Origin of the sequence: Yersinia alsatica (assembly GCF_025133195.1) — a bacterium.
Lineage (GTDB): Bacteria > Pseudomonadota > Gammaproteobacteria > Enterobacterales > Enterobacteriaceae > Yersinia > Yersinia alsatica.
This window is the reverse complement of record NZ_CP104006.1, coordinates 2,499,101-2,519,894: the sequence shown is the minus strand read 5'-3', so window position 1 is coordinate 2,519,894 and position 20,794 is coordinate 2,499,101. Positions and strand designations below refer to the sequence as shown.

Genomic DNA, 20,794 nt, shown 5'->3' with positions numbered 1-20,794 from the left:
TATCACAAGCATTATGGTTTCACCTCATGGCATGACGAGGTAATATTGCCCCTCGCTGGTGTGCCACCTCTCATGGTGACAAACACTTTTTGATATTTTCCAGTACTCTGCGCAGACAAATTGCCCGATGAATAAAACACGACAGTATGAGTTGATTCGTTGGCTGAAAAAACAAAGCGCCCCCGCGCAACGTTGGCTCCGCCTGTCCATGTTACTTGGCCTCCTCAGTGGGTTATTAATTATCGCTCAGGCATGGTTATTGGCCACCTTGCTGCAATCGCTGATCATTGACAAAGTGCCCCGTGCGGCATTGCTCACTGACTTTTGGTTGCTGGCAGGAACCTTTGCCTTACGTGCAGTGATCAGTTGGTTACGCGAGCGAGTGGGGTTTATTTGTGGCATGAAGGTGCGGCAGCAAATCCGCAAAATGGTGCTGGACCGACTAGAACAACTGGGCCCTGCCTGGGTGAAAGGCAAACCTGCCGGAAGTTGGGCGACTATCATTCTGGAACAGATTGAAGATATGCAAGATTACTATTCTCGCTATCTGCCACAGATGTATTTAGCGGTCTTTATTCCAGTCCTGATTCTCATTGCTGTTTTCCCCATCAACTGGGTAGCAGGTTTAATTTTATTTGTTACAGCCCCGCTGATCCCTCTGTTTATGGCTTTGGTCGGCATGGGTGCTGCTGATGCCAATCGGCGCAATTTTGTGGCACTGGCTCGCTTAAGTGGTAACTTCCTCGACCGCTTACGTGGCTTGGACACTTTGCGGTTATTTAACCGCGCCAAAGCAGAAACTGATCAAATTCGTGACTCTTCAGAAGATTTCCGCCGTCGCACCATGGAAGTGCTGCGGATGGCCTTCCTTTCTTCGGCGGTATTAGAGTTTTTCGCGGCGATATCCATTGCAGTGGTTGCCGTTTATTTTGGTTTTTCCTACCTGGGAGAGCTGAATTTTGGTAGTTACGGTTTAGGTGTAACACTGTTTGCAGGTTTTCTGGTGCTAATTTTGGCACCTGAATTCTTCCAACCTTTGCGGGATTTGGGCACTTTCTATCATGCCAAAGCGCAAGCCGTCGGTGCCGCAGAGTCGTTAGTAACGTTTTTGAGTAGTGAAAGTGAGGCTATCGGCCAAGGTGATAAAGCTCTTAGTGGCATTGATGCCATTACTTTGGAGGCTAACGAGCTAGAAATTCTGGCTCCCAGCGGTACCCGCTTGGCTGGGCCACTCACCTTCTCCCTACCTGCCGGAAAACGAGTTGCCATTGTAGGCCTGAGTGGTGCGGGTAAAAGCTCATTACTTAACTTGCTACTAGGCTTTTTGCCCTATCGCGGCTCGTTAAAAGTCAACGGCGTAGAATTGCGTGAACTGGACCCACAAGCCTGGCGTGCTCAGTTAAGTTGGGTTGGCCAAAACCCACACTTGCCGGAACAAACGCTTGTCGCCAATATTTTGTTGGGGCAGCCTGACGCTGATGATAACCAACTGCAACTGGCTGTTGAACGCGCCTATATCAACGAGTTCCTTAACGACTTGCCACAAGGGCTAAATACCGAAGTCGGTGACCATTCAGCGCGGCTTTCTGTTGGGCAGGCTCAGCGAGTTGCTGTTGCCAGAGCACTACTGAATCCATGCCGTCTATTGCTACTGGATGAGCCTACCGCCAGCCTGGATGCCCATAGTGAGCAGTTGGTGATGAAGGCGCTAGAAGAAGCCTCCCGCCAGCAGACAACCCTGTTGGTCACCCATCAACTGGAAGATACCTTGGGATATGATCAAATTTGGGTAATGGATAACGGCCTTTTGATTCAACAAGGTGATTATTCAAGCTTAAGTCAATCCGCTGGCTCATTTGCCAATCTGCTGTCCCACCGCAGTGAGGAACTTTAATTATGCGCGTACTTCTCCCTTTTCTGGCGCTGTATCGCCGTCATTGGTTCCTGATTTGTCTGGGTATTGTACTGGCAATTATTACGCTGCTGGCCAGTATTGGCTTGCTCACGTTATCCGGTTGGTTCTTGGCAGGCACGGCCATTGCTGGTCCCGCAGGGTTATATACGTTTAACTATCTGTTACCGGCGGCGGGTGTGCGAGGGGCTGCAATTACCCGGACCGCAGGCCGCTATGCTGAGCGAGTGGTCAGTCATGACGCAACATTCCGTGTACTGGCGCATCTGCGGGTATTTGCATTCCAAAAGATCCTGCCGCTGTCCCCTGCGGGTATTGCTCGTTTTCGTCAAAGTGAGCTGTTAAACCGCCTAGTTGCCGATGTCGACACACTGGATCATCTCTATCTTCGGGTCATATCGCCGTTGGTGGCGGCCATTGTCATTATTGCTGCGGTGACTTTTGGCCTGAGCTATCTGGATGTCAATTTAGCCCTAACGTTGGGGGCCATTCTGCTTGGGTTGTTATTACTCGTACCCTTGATTTTCTACCGTGCTGGTCAGCCTATTGGCCGTGATTTGACCGACTTACGCGGCCTTTACCGGTCACAATTGACTTCTTGGCTACAAGGCCAGGCTGAATTGCTGGTGTTCGGTGCATTACATCGCTTCCGCGTCTCTTTGGAGAGTATTGAACAGCACTGGATGAGCCGCCAAAAACAGCAAGCCTCTTTGGCTGGGTTAGCGCAGGCCCTAATGATTCTGGCTTCCGGTCTGACTGTAACATTGATTTTATGGCTCGCCGCCGCAGGGATTGGTGGGGATAGTCAGCCTGGCGCATTACTGGCGCTGTTTGTTTTCACCTCTTTAGCGGCATTTGAAGCCCTATTGCCAGTAGCCGGTGCTTTCCAACACTTGGGGCAAGTGATTGCCTCTGCAACCCGTGTTGGTCAGCTAATGGAACAAAAGCCTGAAGTGACATTCCCGACCAGTGGTCCAGCACCAACCTCACAGGTGGCGCTAGAAGTGACAGGGTTGAGTTTTACCTACCCACAGCAACCCTTACCTGTTTTGCAGAATATATCGCTGTCACTGACCGCAGGAGAGCATATTGCGCTATTGGGTCGCACCGGTTGTGGTAAATCCACACTGTTGCAGTTATTAACCCGAGCCTGGGATGCCAATCAGGGCGTTATCACCCTCAATGGGAAATCATTAGCCAGCTATGATGAAGCCACATTGCGCCAAATGATGACAGTCGTCAGCCAGCGGGTGCATATTTTCAGCAGCACCTTGCGCGAGAACCTGCTACTAGCCTGCCCTGATGCATCAGATGCGCAGCTAAAAAATGTGCTGCAACAAGTGGGGTTAGCCAACTTGCTGGATAACAACGAAGGGCTAAATGCCTGGATGGGAGATGGCGGGCGGCCATTATCCGGTGGTGAGCAACGGCGTTTAGGTATTGCTCGTGCCCTACTGCATCCGGCCCCGCTTTTGCTGCTTGATGAACCTACCGAAGGTTTGGATGCTGAAACCGAACAACAAATTCTGACGCTATTGCGCCAACATTGTCAGCAGAAAAGCCTGATTATTGTCACTCATCGCTTGTATGGGCTGGAATATATGGATCGAATCTGTGTAATGGATGGCGGGCAGATAGTCGAGCAAGGTGATCATCAAAGTTTGCTACAGAACAAAGGCCGTTATTACCAATTCCATCAACGGCATTAAGACAAATTCATCAGCGGTATTAATGCAAAGGTGACCAGTGTGAGCGCCAATTGAATACAGGCAGATAATCGGCAAATTTGCAGCTAATATTAAGTAAAGCTGCTGAAACCAAAGCAGTATTATTTGTTATTGATGATTATACCCAGAGTGATAGTAGTTGCAGGTAGGTTGCTAGTGAACACTCCTGCAACATCGAACATGAAGGATATGGGCCTGTAAACGTCACCAAGGGGATTTATGCGCATCACACAGCTCTCATCTCAATCATTCGCGTTCCCCTCACCTGAGCTGGCTCTGCGCGAACCAAACGGGTTGCTGGCTCTCGGGGGGGATCTATCCGCACCTCGTTTACTGGCAGCTTACCAGCGAGGGATTTTTCCCTGGTTCAGTCCCGGAGAGATGATTTTATGGTGGTCTCCTGATCCTCGAGCCGTATTATTTCCAGAAGATTTGCATATCAGCCGGAGTATGCGGCGTTTTCTGCGTCGTTGCCCTTACCATTTTACCCTTAATCATGCTTTTGAAGATGTCGTCCGCGCCTGTGCCTCGCAACGTGATGAGGGAACCTGGATTGGTGACGATGTGCAACAAGCTTATTGCCAGCTACATGCTTTGGGTCATGCTCACTCGGTAGAAGTTTGGTTGGAAAATGAACTGGTTGGTGGTTTATATGGAATTGCAGTGGGCTCACTGTTTTGTGGTGAATCCATGTTTAGCCGGGCTGACAATGCTTCAAAAAGCGCATTAATGGTTTTTTGTCATCATTTTACCCATCATGGTGGAGAACTGATTGACTGTCAGGTCCTCAACGCTCACACTGCGTCGCTGGGTGCAATTGAGATCCCACGCAACTTTTTTTTGCAGCAGTTGAGTCAACTCCAGTTTAGTCCACTACCGGCTGAATGCTGGTTACCGCAATCGTTGAATTTTTCATCCGCGATGCAGTAAAGCTCAACCGTTGAAAAGAACCCCACATTAGGCTTTATCCCCTCTTACCGGCAGACTAATTTTGCTGAAATGGTGCGATGACCGCCAACACTTCTTTACATAATGTGGGTTTTTCGGCATTATCTTGCCGGTTAAAAACTAAGGTAGTTACACCTAGAGGATTCGATGGCCAAAGAAGACAATATTGAAATGCAGGGCACCGTTCTTGATACGCTGCCGAACACCATGTTCCGCGTTGAATTGGAAAACGGGCACGTGGTAACCGCTCATATCTCCGGTAAAATGCGTAAAAACTATATCCGCATCCTGACGGGTGACAAAGTCACTGTAGAGCTGACCCCGTACGACCTGAGCAAAGGCCGCATTGTCTTCCGTAGCCGTTAATCGGCTAAACTGTCGCAAGTCAACGACCTGCGAGCTCTGAGGATGTAGTCCCCCTCCGGCGCCCTTCCTATTATGGTAAGGGCGTTTTGCGTTTTCTTTTATTTGTCGGCTTAGTATTTGTCGATTGAGTGCAGTTGGCTCATCGCATAAATTATTTATCGAACAAACAAAAGTAAAATGTGCAAAAAAATAAAAAGGGCGATAGCTAAATTAGCTTATCGCCCTTTATTTTTCTTAACATCAAACTATCGCAGTATTAGCTGCTCACTGACTTAATGAACCGCACCTTCAGTTTTGCGTTTTTGCGCACTCTGAAACTCATAAGCCAGTTGTTGTTTTTCTTTATCCAGCCCAACAGTGACTGAGCCACCATCAACCAGAGAACCGAACAGCAGCTCGTTAGCTAGTGGTTTCTTCAGATTTTCCTGAATCACTCGCGCCATTGGTCGTGCGCCCATCGCCTTGTCATAGCCTTTATCAGACAGCCAATTACGTGCTTCTTCACTGACTTCCAGTGACACACCTTTAGCATCTAATTGCGCCTGCAATTCAACGATAAACTTATCGACCACTTGCTGGATAACGGCAGGTGACAAGTGGTTGAACCAAATGATGTTATCCAGCCGGTTACGGAACTCCGGTGTAAACACTTTTTTGATCTCTTCCAGCGCGTCAGTGCTGTTGTCCTGCTGTTTAAAGCCAATAGAAGTACGCTGAGTTTCCCGCACACCGGCATTGGTGGTCATCACCAGAATGACGTTACGGAAATCAGCTTTACGCCCATTGTTATCCGTCAGAGTCCCATTATCCATGACCTGCAATAACAGGTTAAACACATCCGGGTGGGCTTTCTCAATTTCATCCAGCAGCAGAACGGCATGCGGATGCTTGATAACCGCGTCGGTCAGCAGACCGCCTTGGTCGTAGCCAACATAGCCCGGAGGTGCACCAATCAGCCGGCTAACGGTGTGGCGCTCCATATATTCGGACATATCAAAGCGCAGCAGTTCGATATCCAGCGCTTTAGCCAATTGCACGGTCACTTCTGTCTTACCCACCCCTGTAGGGCCAGCAAACAGGAAGGAGCCAACCGGCTTATGCTCATGGCCCAAGCCCGCACGACTCATCTTGATGGCCTCAGACAGCGCCTCGATGGCCTTATCCTGGCCGAACACCAACATATTCAGGCGGTCGCTCAAGTTTTTCAGCACATCACGGTCACTGGCCGATACTGTTTTTTCCGGAATACGGGCAATACGCGCCACCACGGATTCAATATCCGACACATTGACGGTTTTTTTACGTTTGTTAACTGGCATCAAACGACTACGTGCGCCAGCTTCATCAATCACATCAATGGCTTTATCTGGCAGGTGACGGTCATTAATATACTTAACCGACAACTCCACTGCCGCACGTATCGCTTTCGCGGTATAACGTACGTCATGATGCGCTTCATATTTCGGCTTCAAGCCGTTGATAATCTGCACAGTTTCTTCTGGTGTTGGCTCAGTAATATCAATTTTCTGGAAGCGTCGTGCCAGAGCACGATCTTTTTCGAAGATATTGCTGAACTCCTGGTAAGTCGTGGAGCCAATAACCCGAATCTTGCCACTGGAAAGCAGTGGTTTGATTAAGTTAGCGGCATCGACCTGCCCACCAGACGCGGCCCCTGCCCCGATGATAGTGTGAATTTCATCGATAAACAGAATGCTGTCTTTGTCATTTTCCAACTGTTTCAGCAGCGCCTTGAAGCGTTTTTCAAAATCGCCACGATATTTGGTGCCAGCCAGCAGTGAACCTATATCCAATGAATATAATGTGCATTCTGACATCACTTCAGGGACATCGCCCTGCACGATCCGCCAAGCCAGACCTTCCGCGATAGCGGTTTTACCGACACCGGACTCCCCCACCAGCAGCGGGTTATTTTTACGACGACGGCACAATACCTGAATGGTTCGTTCCAGCTCTTTCTCGCGACCAATAAGCGGGTCAATGCCGCCAACGCGGGCCAGTTGATTCAGATTGGTGGTGAAGTTTTCCATACGGTCTTCCCCTCCTGCCTGCTCTTCATTCACCGGATTTTCTGCATTCGGTGCCTGACCCGGCTCGTCCTTACGGGCGCCGTGGGAAATAAAGTTCACTACATCCAGACGGCTGACATCATGCTTACGCAGCAGGTAGGCCGCCTGGGATTCTTGTTCACTGAAGATGGCGACCAACACGTTGGCACCAGAAACTTCATTGCGCCCTGATGATTGGACATGGAAGACCGCACGTTGTAACACGCGCTGGAAACTGAGCGTCGGCTGGGTGTCGCGCTCTTCTTCACTCGCAGGTAATGTTGGTGTGGTTTGTTCGATAAACGCTTCCAGTTCCTGGCGTAATGCCACCAGGTCAACCGTACACGCCTCCAGCGCTTCCCGCGCGGCTGGATTGCTTAGCAATGCCAGCAATAGGTGCTCCACGGTCATAAACTCGTGTCTGTGCTCACGCGCTCTGGCGAAAGCCATGTTGAGACTGAGTTCAAGTTCTTGATTGAGCATAGGCACCTCCCAATAATTGCCTTAATCAGGCTTTTTCCAGCGTACAAAGCAACGGATGCTCGTTCTCCCTGGCGTATTGATTTACATGTGCGACTTTGGTCTCTGCAACTTCGGCAGTAAAAACACCACAAATCGCCTTTCCTTGATAATGCACATTGAGCATCAGTTGTGTTGCACGTTCAATATCATAAGAAAAGAACTTTTGCAGAACGTCAATCACAAATTCCATCGGTGTGTAATCGTCGTTGTTAAGTATAACTTTATACATAGACGGCGGTTTGAGCGCCTCGATTTGTTTATCTTTGACTAAATGTTCAAAATTCAGCCAGTCGTTGTTCTTGCCCATTGCCTGCCCATCGTTTTACTGAACCACACAGGAGCAACATCTCACTCCGGTTATAAGACCATTTCATGCAGATATCTATTATTATTTTATCATCACTTATGTCATAACGCCGCTCGAGAAAAAAGTAAGGGTATTGACGTTAAGAACGATTAAATTGTACCCAAATAAATACAATAGCGTTAGCTACATCAAACTTTGAAGAACTGCCCGGCTCTGACAAAAGCCGTCCCCTTGACGTTAAGGCCATTTCCACTAGAGTGTATTTTCGTGAGCTGTTGGAGTTTTAACCAATTCGCGCTCACTTTAACCAGTGATTACCTCATCTCGAACTAAAATAGCCTTGCGAGGAACGTAGAAGTATGGAGACGGGTACTGTTAAATGGTTCAACAATGCCAAAGGTTTTGGCTTTATTTGCCCTGAGGGCGGCGGCGAAGATATCTTCGCTCACTATTCAACTATACAGATGGATGGCTACCGAACGTTAAAAGCGGGTCAGATGGTTAACTTTGATGTCCATCAGGGACCAAAGGGCAATCACGCCAGCCTAATTGTTCCACTCGGGTTAGATGTGGTATTGCAAGAAGCCATACCGCAGGAACTGGCTGCATTAGCCTGACACCACGCACTTCTCTGCCTGCTTATCTCGGCATACCATCACCTAAAACATTCTGGTGCCAAAGGTATTTCCAAGGCGGGTTGTTGCAGCCCTACATCGGTGACAATTCAAAACATCTGTTCAAAATGCCAGCCCAGTTGCGACTGGCATTTTTCTTTGTTGTCTTCCTATTATGCGGCCAAAGTCGTCAATATCAACCCTTGACTCAGTGCCAATTATTCACGCGCCAATGCATCAATAGGATTTAACCGGGCAGCACTGCGGGCCGGTAGATAGCCAAACACCACCCCTATCACCGTTGAGCACAGGAATGCGCTGAATAGTGCCATTGGTGGGAAAGCAATTTGCCAGTTAGGTAAAAACATTTCCACAATCAAACCAATAGCAAAGGATAGCGAAATACCGAGCGCGCCACCGACCAGACAAACCAGTATCGCCTCAATTAAAAATTGCTGCATAACATCACTGGAACGCGCGCCCACGGCCATGCGGATACCGATTTCTCGCGTACGTTCGGTCACCGACACCAGCATAATATTCATCACACCAATCCCACCGACCACCAGCGAAATTACCGCCACCAATGTCAGGAACAGTTGCATGGTTCGGGTGGTTTTCTCTGCCGTTTGCAGCAAGCTATCCATGTTGTAGGTGAATATGTCTTTCTTGCCATGACGCATGGTCAATAACCGGACCAACTGCTGTTCAGCCTCCTTACTGCTATAACCCTCTTTGATGCGGATAGTGATCGAGTCAAAATAGGAGCGCCCCATCAGGCGGCTCGCCATGGTGCTGTAAGGGACCCATACCCGCAGCGCTTTGCTGCTACCGAACATCGATTGCTTTTCCTCCACCACACCCACAACCGTTGCGGGCATGTTGCCAATCAATATCACCTGCCCAACAACCTCTTTGAGGTGAGGAAACAGGCGGCGCTGAGTATTACGGTCAATAACCACCACTTGCGACTGGCGCTCAACCTGTTCGCTGGTGATAGGGGTTCCTTGTTCGAGTTTCATGCCATACACCCGAAAATATTGCTCACTCACCCCAGACACACTGGCGGCGACATCAATATTGCCATAACGCAGCCGCATACTGCCGGCGATTGTCGGGGATACCGCACTGACGTAAGACTGCGCTTTCAGCGCCACCATATCGTCATAAACCAATGCTTGCCGAGTGCTGGGGTCATCATCGCCAAAATCTTTGCCCGGATAGACATCAATGGTATTGGTGCCAATTGCTCGAATATCCGCCAGCACCAGCTGTTTAGCGGCGTCCCCGACCACCAATATCGAAACCACCGAAGCAATACCAATAATGATGCCCAACATGGTCAGCGCGGTACGCATTTTATTGGCCGACATCGCACGCCAGGCCATCAATAGTGCCTCACGGAAACGGCCGACTAACTGCTGCCATGATGGTGCCGGTGGCGTCAGACTAATAGCCGCTGAAGCCGCGGCAGTTGCCACTGTTTTTGAGCCAGAGTCAGCCATGATGCGGCCATCTTTGATCTCAATAATTCGCTCGGCCTGAGCCGCAACAGTCGGGTCATGGGTCACAATAATCACGGTGTGCCCCTGCTGTTGTAGCTGTTTCAAGATGGCCATCACTTCAACACTGGAATGGCTATCCAGTGCGCCAGTTGGTTCATCGGCAAGAATCACCTGCCCGCCATTCATTAAAGCACGAGCAATACTGACGCGCTGTTGCTGCCCACCAGACAGTTGATTGGGCTGATAACTGACACGCTCACCCAGCCCTAGCCGGGTTAATAGCATGTTCGCCCGCTCACGGCGCTCATTTTTGCCGACACCAGCATAGACCGCCGGGACTTCCACATTGTGGGCGGCGCTAAGATGAGGCAACAGGTGATAGCGCTGGAAAATAAAGCCAAAATGCTCACGGCGCAGTGCTGCCAGCGCATCGTTATCTAATACGGCAACATCTTGACCTGCGACACGGTAAACACCGGCACTCGGCTTATCCAGACAGCCAAGAATGTTCATCAGCGTGGATTTACCTGAGCCGGAAGCCCCAATAATGGCCACCAGTTCGCCGGCATTTATCGTGAGTGAGACATCCTGCAATACATCAACCGTTTCTTCGCCGGACTGATAGCTGCGACGGATGCCTTTTAATTCAAGCAATGCCGTCATTATGCTTCCTCCGCGCCGCCGCGGCTCACGATGACTTCCTCACCCACGTTTAACCCCGAAATCACCTGCGCATCAACGTTATTACGGATGCCAATCGTCACTTCGCGTTTCTCTTCTTTACCCTCTTTCAGTACCGCAATCTGGTAACGATTAATTCCCAATTCATCACCTAATGCCGATAATGGGATAACCATAGCCTGCGGAACATTCGCGAGCTGGATTGACACTTGCGCAGTCATTTGCAGCCGTAATAGCCGATCCGGGTTCGGCACTTCAAAACGCGCCGAATAGAAAATCGCGTCATTCACTTTTTCGGGCGTGGGTTGGATATCTTTTAACACTCCATCAAAGTGCTTGCCGGGATCACCCAACACGGTGAATGAAGCTTTCATGCCGGGTTTAAGGTGAATAACGTCGGCTTCAGAAACCTGCGCGTTAACCAGCATGGTGCTCATATCTGCCAACGTCAGAATATTCGGTGCTTGCTGCGCGGCGATCACGGTCTGGCCTTGCAAGGTGGTGATTTGCACCACATCGCCATCCATTGGAGCCGAAATCTTGGTGTAATCCAGATTGATGTTGGCCGTATCCAGGCTGGCTTTGGTCTTATTGATTTGCGCTTTAATGGTCTCAACTTGCGCTTTTTTCACGGCCAATGTAGTGCTGGCTTGATCCAGATCCTGGCGTGAAACGGCCTGCAATTTTGCCAGCTCCTGCTGGCGACGCAGGGTCACCTCAGCCAATTGTTGCTCAGCCTTTGCCTGCCCTAGTTGGGCGTTCAGATCCTGTAATGTGGCTTCAACTTCTTTAATTTGGTTCTGAGCCTGTTGCGGGTCAATCATCGCCAGCAGTTGCCCTTGCTTAACTTGGTCGCCAATTTCCACATACAGTTTTTCCAACTGACCACTCACCTGAGCACCCACATCAACTTTGCGGACAGCATCGAGTTTGCCGGTTGCCAGCACATTTTGTTGCAGGTCACGATGGGCCACTTTCACGGTTTGAAATTGCACCGGTGCAGGTGCCATTAGGTGCCGAATAATGAAAAAGCCACCGATAACTAACGCAGCAATTGCGGCAAACCATCGGCGCTGACTTCTACTTAACTGCATCAAAGCAATTACCTTCCTTAATTGTAAATGACCAACTCGTTGAAAATAACATCAGAAATTCTCATTTAACTAAACCAAATATCAATGCCTACCGGGCAACAGGCGGAATCTAAGATGTATTGAGACTCTGTTTAGTTCCCATTTGTTTCAATAGCGCCAGAAATACATTGATATAACGGATTTAATCATGCAAAACATAAAGAATACCGTATTAATCCCTAATAATATTAACCGCTGGGGGTTAATTGCATTGCTATTCAAAGGTCATCAAGCACTCGGTGGTTCATGGAAAGAATTACAGTTTCGGCTTAAATTTATTGCCCGGGCCTTAATCTGCCCAAAGCTGACCTTTAACTTACTCGGCGTGCTGGTGAAGCAGCCGCTACTCAACAGCATACTTCGCGCTCAACCTGATTTACCCTGTAAATTGCATCGCCCTTATCTGGCGAACACACTCAATAATCGCCAGAAACTGGGGGTATTACAGGACCATTTCAAGCTGATCAATCAATGTATGCCTGAATCATTACGCCGCAACTTTTTACATCATTCGCCTTATAAACTGACTGAGCTAATTGGCAAAAATGATGAAAAGTATTCTCTTTATTTGGGTAGTTTTCCAAAACTCAATAAAGAGGGCGAAATTACGCTGATGCTGGCTAATGAGCAACAACAAACACTGGCACTGCTGACTTTCAGCCTATTTTATTATCAAAACCAAAAAACCTTGTTTATTGGTGGCTTACAAGGTGCAGATAATGAAACTCCGCACCACGAAATTCACAGCAGCACCAAAGCCTGCCATGGGTTGTTTCCCAAACGTCTGGTTTTGGAGGCCACTTGCTGCCTGGCAGAGCTGATGGAAATAACACATATTATTGCCGTAGGTAATGCCACCCATGTTTATCAAAACTGGCGCTATCGGGCGAAGAAAAAAGATAAATTACACGCAGATTATGACAACTTCTGGATATCGCTAGGCGGGGTACAGTGCGCAGAAGGCCATTTCCGTTTACCGGCCAAGATTGCTCGTAAATCGATTGAAGATATTGCCAGTAAAAAACGTGCCGAATATCGCCGCCGTTATCAATTACTTGATCAACTCGAAAACGGCTTAGGCACGCATTTCACCTAAAGTTAATGATGTTAATACATTAATATATACCCAATAGCTTTCGAGTTGCAGGTAGGCGGCAACTGAATGAATCCAAGGAGTTGAGACAACTCAATGACTTGGGTGAGTGATGGCAGCCAACAACCCTGCATCTTGAAAGATGACGGGTATACCTGATGTTAATCAGCTCGCCCACGCGCTAGCCATACCACACGAGAAAACATTTTTTTCAGTAATGGGGGGACAGATTCTACCCCCCAATCTCTGGCCTGGCTGGCAACCTCGATAGCTAAATCCGGTTTTGACGTGCGATGAATCGCTTTTTCAATCACCCGACGCGGCTGCATTTTAGCATTGGCAGGAATAGCCGATATCCGGTGATATACCTCGTCAAAACCTTCACGATACAAAAAGTGCTCCATATCTGGTGCCGGTAAAATGGTCAAACGATCGCGTTCATGATCACGCCCGTCATCCGCCATAGTACGCACTGTCGCCGCGTACTTCTTCCCTGCATCATCACCGTCGGTCAGAACATGCCACTGTATCCCCATCCGGTTTGCAAATTTCAGTAATGGGCGCAAGCCACTCTGAGCAAACTCAATCACTTTTACCCCTTCGGCTTCAAAGTGATAGCCGCATTGGCGCGCCAGTTCGTTGAGTAACCAGATTTCTGTTTCACCTTCGACTAACAACCAGCAGCGGGCGAAAAATGCCGAGGGCCGGTTGAAACGAATATGAAACGCGATGCGGCGACTGTCTTCAGAACTCATGCCGCGTGGCCCAATACGGTAAGTTGCAACTTTAGAAGACTCACGAACCAGTCGACAAATGCTCTCAATTGGCACTAATGAAACCAGCTCACCTGAGTTGGTGGTGGTAATGCGCTGCAGAGGAAGTTGGCTGAGTAGCCCCCAGGCAACAGACAGCATGATGGGGTGCAAACGGGTTTCCGGGTCTTCTACCAACAGCAGTGGGCGAGCATGTGGGTCAAGACTCAATGGCCCTTTGGCTTGCAGCAATGTTGAAAACATTCCCAGAAGAATCAATCTCATGCTGCGGCTGTTAGGCTCTGCAACCATGCGGTTAATGCTATCGAGAGCAAGCCATGCCTCGCGCTCCGGTTGTGGGCGGTAATGGTGATTACGCAAGTTGGCTGATTGTGACCCTTGCTCGGCAAAGTAGTGCTCCAGCAGTTGGCGCATCGCCTCCAACCCTTGGCGTAGCTCGGAGTTAGTTAGCTTCTGCGGGTTACGCACCAGTTCACGGCTTAATTGATCCAATTGTTGATTCAGTGCCGCTTTATCGGGTTGGCGGTTATTTTCGGCGGTGCTACTGCGTAGCCGGCGTATAAAACGCGCATCCCGCAACCGTAATACCGGATGAATACGAATAACACCACGCGCCAGCTTTTCAATATCGTGCAATGCCAATGGCAACCCCTCTAAATCGAGGAAACTGCGCCAGGTACACACGGTATCATCGTCACCTAACTCACCTTCAATCCGATAATAAATACGATGTAAGCCATCGTCATTTTTTATCCATAACGGTGTTAATTGGCGATAACGGGGTGCGCGCCAGTGGCCAATGTCTTTTTCGCAAAACGTGAAGATAACTTGCAAGTGGCGTTCTTTAGCACTTTCATCCCCTGCCGGGTGATAAAAATCCTGCGAGGTGAAATGGTAAAGTTGCGGTTCGGGGGATAAAAGTAACGTGAGGGCATCTAATAAGCTGGATTTACCCCAAGCATTCTCACCAATAAGCACCGTATTATCATCAAGATTCAATGAAATACGATTAATACCGCGAAAACCGACAATATCGACACGTTCAAGATACATACTACGCCTCCGGTGCGAATGTATTCATATTGATACTATCAGATTACTGGCTTAATCCATTACCTGATTATCTGAAGCAAAAAAACCTTATAGCTCAAGTACCACGGTAGCCGGTGCTCTTTACTCTCTCCCTGATTTTAGATAGCTTATTGCGCCACAGCCCATTATTCATCTACTCATAATACCCAAAGTCATTGGCATTACAGCAAGGCGCAAACGAATGACAAATTGGTGATAAACCGATTTAAATAGTGTTGGTGCTACCCCCTCTGATGAGACTCATAATCGCAATGAGCTTAGATAGCGGGTAATTTCGTGCTGCTAACATCGCAGTAACGTCAATGAAAAAGGTATAGGACGGTATAACTCGTGTACTCAGGATTGCTGATCATTCTTTTGCCGTTAATTATTGGTTATCTGATCCCACTTAGCCGCAAATCATTAATTCAATTGATCAACCGCTTATTAAGTTGGATGGTCTACGTTATTTTATTCTTTATGGGCATCAGCCTGGCATTTCTGGAAAATCTCAGCGCTAATCTGCTGCTGATATTCCAATACACCGGCATCTTTTTTCTGTGTATTTTTTGCGCCAATTTGCTGGCACTATTTTTACTCGAACGCAAAACTCCGTGGAAAAATACGCATCGTCAGGAAGCACTGCCATCGCGCCTACATATGGCACTGGAATCATTAAAACTCTGTGGCGTGGTTATTGTCGGTTTTCTGCTGGGATTGACCCAATGGGAATGGCTGCAATTTGCGGCGAAAGGCAGTGAGCTAGCGCTGATTTTCTTGCTATTTTTAGTTGGTATTCAATTACGTAACAGTGGCATGACACTGCGCCAGATTGTGTTAAATCGCCGCGGCACTATAGTGGCATTTGTGGTGGCAATCAGTGCATTGGCAGGCGGCGCTATTGCCGCCATGTTGATTGGATTGCCCGTTAAAACCGGGCTGGCGATGGCTTCCGGTTTTGGTTGGTATTCACTATCAGGTATTTTATTGACCGATACATTCGGCCCAGTAATTGGGAGTGCCGCATTCTTTAATGATCTGGCCCGCGAACTGGTGGCGATCATGCTAATTCCCACACTGGTGCGCAGCAGCCGCTCCACGGCACTGGGCTTATGTGGGGCAACCTCAATGGACTTCACCTTACCGGTATTACAGCGCAGTGGCGGGTTGGAAATGGTTCCAGCGGCTATCGTGCATGGTTTCTTATTGAGCTTGCTGGCACCCATCTTGATTGCTTTCTTCTCTTCATAATCTTGCTATTGCGCAGTGAATCTCTCGGTTTACTGCGCAGTATCCCTGCCTAATATTGAATAAATTCTCATTCGCAGCAAAAGTTGCGCTAAATCAAAACAAGTTAAAGTTGCATTAAAAAAGCCTTTTTAAACCCTCGTAGCATCTCTATGCTTTTAAACACGCATTACAAATGCAACTTTAAAAGGAAAAATAATTATGTTCTGTGTGCAATGTGAACAAACCATCCGAACACCCGCGGGTAACGGCTGCTCTTACGCGCAGGGAATGTGCGGGAAAACCGCCGAAACTTCTGATTTACAAGACTTATTGGTTGCCGTATTACAAGGACTTTCGGCTTGGGCATTGACCGCCCGCGAACTTGGCATTGTTGATCATCAAATTGATAGCTTTGCACCCAGAGCCTTCTTCTCAACGCTAACCAATGTGAACTTCGATTCCGATCGCATCGTCGGCTATGCCAAAGAGGCCATTCTGTTACGCCAATCACTGGCTATTCGCTGCCGCCTGATTGACAACACCATCACGGTTGATCACCCGCTAGCCGAGCTGCAACTGCTGTCAGACGATATCTCTGCCCTGCAACAACAATCGCAACAGTTCGCATTAAATAGCGACAAAGCTGAGGTCGGTGACGACATTCATGGTTTGCGGATGTTGTGTTTGTATGGCCTGAAGGGGGCGGCGGCCTATATGGAACACGCCCACGTATTAGGCCAGTTTGATGAGCAGATTTATGCCGAATATCATGCCTACATGGCGTGGTTGGGCACGCAACCACGTGATGTCGATACCTTGCTCAATAACGCCATGGGCATTGGCAAAATGAACTTCAATGTCATGGCTATTTTAGACCGTGGTGAAACCCAAGCTTACGGCGATCCACAGCCAACGTCGGTTAACGTGCGCCCGGTCGCCGGTAAAGCCATTCTGATTTCCGGCCATGATCTCAAAGATTTACAGATGCTGCTGGAACAGACTCAGGGCAGCGGCGTGAATATTTATACCCACGGCGAAATGCTGCCCGCCCACGGCTATCCGGAGTTAAAACGTTACCCACATCTAGTCGGTAACTATGGCAGTGGCTGGCAGAATCAGCAGACAGAGTTTGCCAAATTCCCCGGCCCTATTTTGATGACATCCAACTGTATTATTGATCCAAATGTGGGCAATTACGGCGACCGCATCTGGACGCGCAGTATTGTTGGCTGGCCGGGGGTGAATCATCTGGAAGGTGAGGATTTTGCGCCAGTTATTGAACAAGCACAGGGCATGGCCGGTTTCCCATACAATGAGCTGGAACAGCTGATTACCGTCGGTTTTGGTCGCCAGACCTTACTGAATGCCGCAGACACTGTTATTGATTTGGTTGCCAGCAAAAAACTGCGCCATGTTTTCCTGGTGGGGGGATGTGATGGTAGCCGCACAGAACGCAGCTATTTCACCGACTTTGCCCGCAGTGTGCCGCAAGATTGCATCATCATGACACTGGCCTGTGGCAAATATCGCTTCAATAAACTGGATTTTGGCACCTTGGAAGGTTTACCGCGCCTACTGGATGTCGGCCAATGCAATGATGCTTATTCAGCCATTATGCTGGCCGTTAAGTTGTCGGAAAAACTGGGCTGTACCGTCAATGATCTGCCACTCAGTCTGGTGCTGTCTTGGTTTGAACAAAAAGCCATTGTTATCCTGCTGACTTTACTGTCATTAGGTGTGAAAAATATTTATACCGGGCCGACTGCTCCGGGATTCCTGACTGACAACCTCATGGCCATTCTCTATGAGAAATTTGGTATGCGACCAATTACGACCGTAGAGCAAGATATGAACGCGATTTTGGGTAACTAAGCCGATAACAGCCAGCCCGGTTAAGGCACTTTTCGCCTCTGACCGGGCTTTTATTCATGGTCTTTTACTACTTTTTTGCTAATTATCTGATTCGTTGTGAGGCCCCGATGACCGATTTTATTCCCAGTGATTGCCCAACGCCCCTCTGTCCTAACCGCATGCAAGTCCACTCTATGGTGCAAGAAACCCCTGATGTCTGGAGCCTGCGTTTAATCAATCACGATTTTTACCCCTATTTACCGGGGCAATATGCTTTAGTCAGTATTCGTAACAGTGATGAAACCCTACGAGCTTATACGCTGTCCTCCACACCCGGGTTAAGCCCTTTTATCCAACTGACGGTACGCTGTCTGGCTGATGGCGAAGGCTCAAAGTGGCTGACTCAACAGGTCAGCGCGGGGGATTATCTGTGGTTATCTGATGCTCAAGGTGAGTTTACTTGTGCCCATGTTGATGATGACCACTACCTGATGCTGGCGGCTGGCTGCGGTGTCACCCCAATAATGTCGATGTGCCGTGATGTGCTGGCCCGCCGCACGCAAGTCGATATCCGCGTCATTTTCAATGTCCGCACCCCGGCAGATGTCATTTTTGCTGATGAGTGGCAAAAGCTATTGCAACGCTACCCACAACAATTACAGCTCACACTGATGGCGGAGTCTGAAGCAACAGCCGGATTTATTGCTGGGCGAATTAATGCTCAAGTGATGCAGCAAGTAGCTCCGGACATTGCCCGCCGTCGGGTCATGACCTGTGGGCCTGCACCTTATATGGATTGGGTCGAGCAATATTGTCGCGAGCAGTCGGTGCCCATGGATCATTTCCAGAAAGAGCAATTCCGCACCACCGATGATGCTATTGATACCAGCAATGAACTTACGATGACCATCAGCCACCCACTGCGCCAAGTGAAAGTTCCGGTCGGTACTTCACTGTTATTTGCACTAGAGCAACATCAAGTTCCGGTGATGGCTGCTTGCCGTGCGGGAGTCTGTGGTTCATGTAAGACCCGCATTCTGCATGGCGAATACACCACCACCAGCACTATGACGCTGACACCAGAAGAAATTGCCCAAGGTTATGTGCTGGCATGCAGCTGTCAGCTACAAGGTGACATTCAACTGGCCTAAACCCACCTTTAGCCGCCCCATACTTGTGTAGAACTACCTTTAATGGGGCAATTATTGCCAAACACGCCATACTTTGACCTCATAGAATAATGACTCGCCATTAATCCTTGAGGGGACAACTATGAAGCAAACCGTGGCAACACTGGTCGCAAAAACGTTGGAACAAGCTGGTGTTAAGCGAATCTGGGGTGTAACCGGGGACTCACTCAACGGCCTGAGTGATAGCCTGCACCGTATGGGAACTATCGAATGGATGGGGACTCGCCATGAAGAGGTTGCCGCTTTCGCCGCTGGAGCCGAGGCGCAGCTAACCGGGCAGTTAGCGGTATGTGCGGGCTCCTGTGGCCCAGGAAACCTACATCTGATTAATGGTTTATTTGATTGTCATCGCAACCATGTTCCGGTGCTCGCCATCGCCGCGCATATTCCTTCCAGCGAAATTGGCAGCGGCTATTTCCAGGAAACCCACCCACAAGAACTGTTCCGTGAATGCAGCCACTACTGTGAATTGGTCTCCAATCCAGAGCAGTTGCCGCGCGTGCTGGAAATTGCCATGCGCAAAGCCATTCTTAACCGCGGTGTTTCAGTGATTGTGCTACCGGGTGATGTTGCGCTGCAAGCCGCACCTGAAGATGCCGCCATCGTGTGGCAAACCCCTAAACTGCCGTTGGTTCAGCCACTGATGAGTGAGTTGAATATTTTGGCGCAGACCCTGAACCAGGCAAAAAATATCACACTGATGTGCGGCAGTGGCTGTGCCGATGCCCATGATGAAGTAGTGAAATTAGCTGAAATGCTTCAGGCTCCAGTGGTGCATGCCCTGCGCGGGAAAGAGCATATTGAATGGGATAATCCTTATAGCGTAGGCATGACCGGGCTGATCGGTTTCTCCTCCGGCTATCATGCGATGATCAACGCTGATACTTTGGTGCTATTGGGAACACAATTCCCCTACCGCGCCTTTTATCCAACCAATGCCAATATCATTCAAATTGATATCAATCCAGGCAGTATCGGTGCCCACTGCCCGGTCAATATGGCGCTGGTCGGTGACATCAAAACCACCCTTACAGCCCTGTTACCGCAGCTCGAAGCCAAAAGTGACAAGGCATTTTTGACTAAGGCGCTGGAACACTATCGTACCACCCGCAAAGATCTTGATGGGCTGGCAACCGCCAATGACAGCCAACCTATTCATCCACAGTATCTGGCGCAGCAAATTAGCCGCCATGCTACTGATGACGCCATCTTTACTTGCGATGTTGGCACGCCAACCGTCTGGGCCGCGCGCTATCTGGCAATGAACGGTAAGCGGCGGTTGTTAGGTTCGTTTAACCATGGCTCGATGGCGAATGCCATGCCGCAAGCTATTGGTGCGCAAGCCACTGATATGAATAGGCAAGTTGTCGCCTTATGCGGCGATGGCGGTTTCACCATGCTAATGGGGGATTTCCTCACGCTGGCGCAGCTAAAATTACCGGTGAAAATTGTGGTGTTTAATAACAGCGTGCTGGGCTTTGTCGCCATGGAGATGAAAGCTGGGGGTTATCTAACTGACGGCACCGACTTGCATAATCCAGACTTTGCCGCCATTGCCAATGCCGCGGGAATCAAAGGGATTCGAGTAGAAAAAGCCTCTGAGCTGGATGCTGCACTGGAGAGTGCTTTCGCGCATCCGGGGCCAGTATTGGTGGATGTTGTCACCGCCAAGCAAGAGCTTTCGATGCCACCGCAAATCAAGTTTGAGCAAGCCAAAGGATTCAGTTTGTATATGCTCAGGGCGATTATTAATGGCCGTGGTGATGAAGTCGTCGAATTGGCAAAAACTAACTGGCTACGTTAAT

At 49.1% G+C, this 20,794-nt stretch carries 15 protein-coding genes; 10 read left to right on the top strand and 5 right to left on the bottom strand.

Annotated elements, in window-relative coordinates; genetic code table 11:
• The first annotated feature begins 127 nt into the window (after nucleotides 1–127).
• From cydD to infA, 4 genes are all read left to right on the top strand, one after another.
• Nucleotides 128–1,894 carry a heme ABC transporter permease/ATP-binding protein CydD gene (cydD, locus tag N0H69_RS11135; RefSeq protein ID WP_050106295.1) on the top strand — a complete coding sequence of 589 codons (1,767 nt, stop codon included), beginning with the start codon at nucleotides 128–130 and terminating at the stop codon, nucleotides 1,892–1,894.
• A gap of 2 nt (nucleotides 1,895–1,896) precedes the next feature.
• Entirely contained in the window at nucleotides 1,897–3,621 is a 1,725-nt protein-coding gene (gene cydC / locus N0H69_RS11130; RefSeq protein ID WP_050151049.1) for a heme ABC transporter ATP-binding protein/permease CydC, read from the top strand.
• Between the two features lie 237 nt (nucleotides 3,622–3,858).
• A complete protein-coding gene (gene aat / locus N0H69_RS11125; protein ID WP_050106293.1) occupies nucleotides 3,859–4,569 on the top strand; it encodes a leucyl/phenylalanyl-tRNA--protein transferase in 711 nt (236 codons plus the stop codon).
• A gap of 165 nt (nucleotides 4,570–4,734) precedes the next feature.
• A complete protein-coding gene (infA, locus tag N0H69_RS11120; RefSeq protein WP_002211347.1) occupies nucleotides 4,735–4,953 on the top strand; it encodes a translation initiation factor IF-1 in 219 nt (72 codons plus the stop codon).
• Nucleotides 4,954–5,225: 272 nt separating this feature from the next.
• Here infA and clpA read toward each other — a convergent pair whose 3' ends face one another.
• Nucleotides 5,226–7,502: an ATP-dependent Clp protease ATP-binding subunit ClpA gene (clpA, locus tag N0H69_RS11115; protein WP_004710698.1), complete on the bottom strand. Its 2,277-nt coding sequence runs from the start codon at nucleotides 7,500–7,502 to the stop codon at nucleotides 5,226–5,228.
• Between the two features lie 25 nt (nucleotides 7,503–7,527).
• The gene (clpS, locus tag N0H69_RS11110; protein WP_004389612.1) at nucleotides 7,528–7,848 is read right to left on the bottom strand and encodes an ATP-dependent Clp protease adapter ClpS; all 321 of its coding nucleotides are present in this window, start codon (nucleotides 7,846–7,848) and stop codon (nucleotides 7,528–7,530) included.
• A 359-nt stretch (nucleotides 7,849–8,207) separates the two neighbouring features.
• On the opposite strand from clpS, the gene cspD reads away from it, so the two are divergent.
• Nucleotides 8,208–8,465: a cold shock-like protein CspD gene (cspD, locus tag N0H69_RS11105; RefSeq protein ID WP_050120971.1), complete on the top strand. Its 258-nt coding sequence runs from the start codon at nucleotides 8,208–8,210 to the stop codon at nucleotides 8,463–8,465.
• A gap of 215 nt (nucleotides 8,466–8,680) precedes the next feature.
• On the opposite strand, the gene macB is transcribed toward cspD, so the two are convergent.
• Both macB and macA read right to left on the bottom strand, forming a co-directional pair.
• Nucleotides 8,681–10,630, bottom strand: a complete 1,950-nt coding sequence (gene macB / locus N0H69_RS11100; protein ID WP_050151048.1) for a macrolide ABC transporter ATP-binding protein/permease MacB — start codon at nucleotides 10,628–10,630, stop codon at nucleotides 8,681–8,683.
• A complete protein-coding gene (gene macA, locus N0H69_RS11095; protein WP_050151047.1) occupies nucleotides 10,630–11,742 on the bottom strand; it encodes a macrolide transporter subunit MacA in 1,113 nt (370 codons plus the stop codon). Before macA ends, macB begins: the two co-directional genes overlap by 1 nt.
• Before the next feature lie 187 nt (nucleotides 11,743–11,929).
• Here macA and N0H69_RS11090 point away from each other — a divergent pair, with 187 nt between their 5' ends.
• Nucleotides 11,930–12,877, top strand: a complete 948-nt coding sequence (locus N0H69_RS11090) for a VirK/YbjX family protein (protein WP_050151046.1) — start codon at nucleotides 11,930–11,932, stop codon at nucleotides 12,875–12,877.
• Between the two features lie 158 nt (nucleotides 12,878–13,035).
• Here the strand turns inward: N0H69_RS11090 and N0H69_RS11085 are convergent, their stop codons facing one another.
• A complete protein-coding gene (locus N0H69_RS11085; RefSeq protein WP_050106288.1) occupies nucleotides 13,036–14,700 on the bottom strand; it encodes an ATP-dependent endonuclease in 1,665 nt (554 codons plus the stop codon).
• Nucleotides 14,701–15,069: 369 nt separating this feature from the next.
• On the opposite strand from N0H69_RS11085, the gene N0H69_RS11080 reads away from it, so the two are divergent.
• The 4 genes from N0H69_RS11080 to poxB all read left to right on the top strand — a co-directional run bounded on the left by N0H69_RS11080 (nucleotide 15,070) and on the right by poxB (nucleotide 20,793).
• On the top strand, nucleotides 15,070–15,969 hold the full coding sequence (locus tag N0H69_RS11080; protein ID WP_050106287.1) for a LysO family transporter: 900 nt from the start codon (nucleotides 15,070–15,072) through the stop codon (nucleotides 15,967–15,969).
• A gap of 198 nt (nucleotides 15,970–16,167) precedes the next feature.
• Nucleotides 16,168–17,820 carry a hydroxylamine reductase gene (gene hcp, locus N0H69_RS11075; RefSeq protein WP_050133038.1) on the top strand — a complete coding sequence of 551 codons (1,653 nt, stop codon included), beginning with the start codon at nucleotides 16,168–16,170 and terminating at the stop codon, nucleotides 17,818–17,820.
• 107 nt (nucleotides 17,821–17,927) lie between these two features.
• Nucleotides 17,928–18,950: an NADH oxidoreductase gene (hcr, locus tag N0H69_RS11070; RefSeq protein WP_050151102.1), complete on the top strand. Its 1,023-nt coding sequence runs from the start codon at nucleotides 17,928–17,930 to the stop codon at nucleotides 18,948–18,950.
• Between the two features lie 121 nt (nucleotides 18,951–19,071).
• Nucleotides 19,072–20,793, top strand: a complete 1,722-nt coding sequence (gene poxB, locus N0H69_RS11065; RefSeq protein ID WP_050120966.1) for a ubiquinone-dependent pyruvate dehydrogenase — start codon at nucleotides 19,072–19,074, stop codon at nucleotides 20,791–20,793.
• Nucleotide 20,794 lies beyond the last annotated feature (1 nt).

Coding starts and splice junctions, on each gene's coding strand:
- cydD (WP_050106295.1), top strand. CDS start 128: ATGAATAAAACACGACAGTATGAGTTGATTCGTTGGCTGAAAAAACAA.
- cydC (WP_050151049.1), top strand. CDS start 1,897: ATGCGCGTACTTCTCCCTTTTCTGGCGCTGTATCGCCGTCATTGGTTC.
- aat (WP_050106293.1), top strand. CDS start 3,859: ATGCGCATCACACAGCTCTCATCTCAATCATTCGCGTTCCCCTCACCT.
- infA (WP_002211347.1), top strand. CDS start 4,735: ATGGCCAAAGAAGACAATATTGAAATGCAGGGCACCGTTCTTGATACG.
- clpA (WP_004710698.1), bottom strand. CDS start 7,502: ATGCTCAATCAAGAACTTGAACTCAGTCTCAACATGGCTTTCGCCAGA.
- clpS (WP_004389612.1), bottom strand. CDS start 7,848: ATGGGCAAGAACAACGACTGGCTGAATTTTGAACATTTAGTCAAAGAT.
- cspD (WP_050120971.1), top strand. CDS start 8,208: ATGGAGACGGGTACTGTTAAATGGTTCAACAATGCCAAAGGTTTTGGC.
- macB (WP_050151048.1), bottom strand. CDS start 10,630: ATGACGGCATTGCTTGAATTAAAAGGCATCCGTCGCAGCTATCAGTCC.
- macA (WP_050151047.1), bottom strand. CDS start 11,742: ATGCAGTTAAGTAGAAGTCAGCGCCGATGGTTTGCCGCAATTGCTGCG.
- N0H69_RS11090 (WP_050151046.1), top strand. CDS start 11,930: ATGCAAAACATAAAGAATACCGTATTAATCCCTAATAATATTAACCGC.
- N0H69_RS11085 (WP_050106288.1), bottom strand. CDS start 14,700: ATGTATCTTGAACGTGTCGATATTGTCGGTTTTCGCGGTATTAATCGT.
- hcp (WP_050133038.1), top strand. CDS start 16,168: ATGTTCTGTGTGCAATGTGAACAAACCATCCGAACACCCGCGGGTAAC.
- hcr (WP_050151102.1), top strand. CDS start 17,928: ATGACCGATTTTATTCCCAGTGATTGCCCAACGCCCCTCTGTCCTAAC.
- poxB (WP_050120966.1), top strand. CDS start 19,072: ATGAAGCAAACCGTGGCAACACTGGTCGCAAAAACGTTGGAACAAGCT.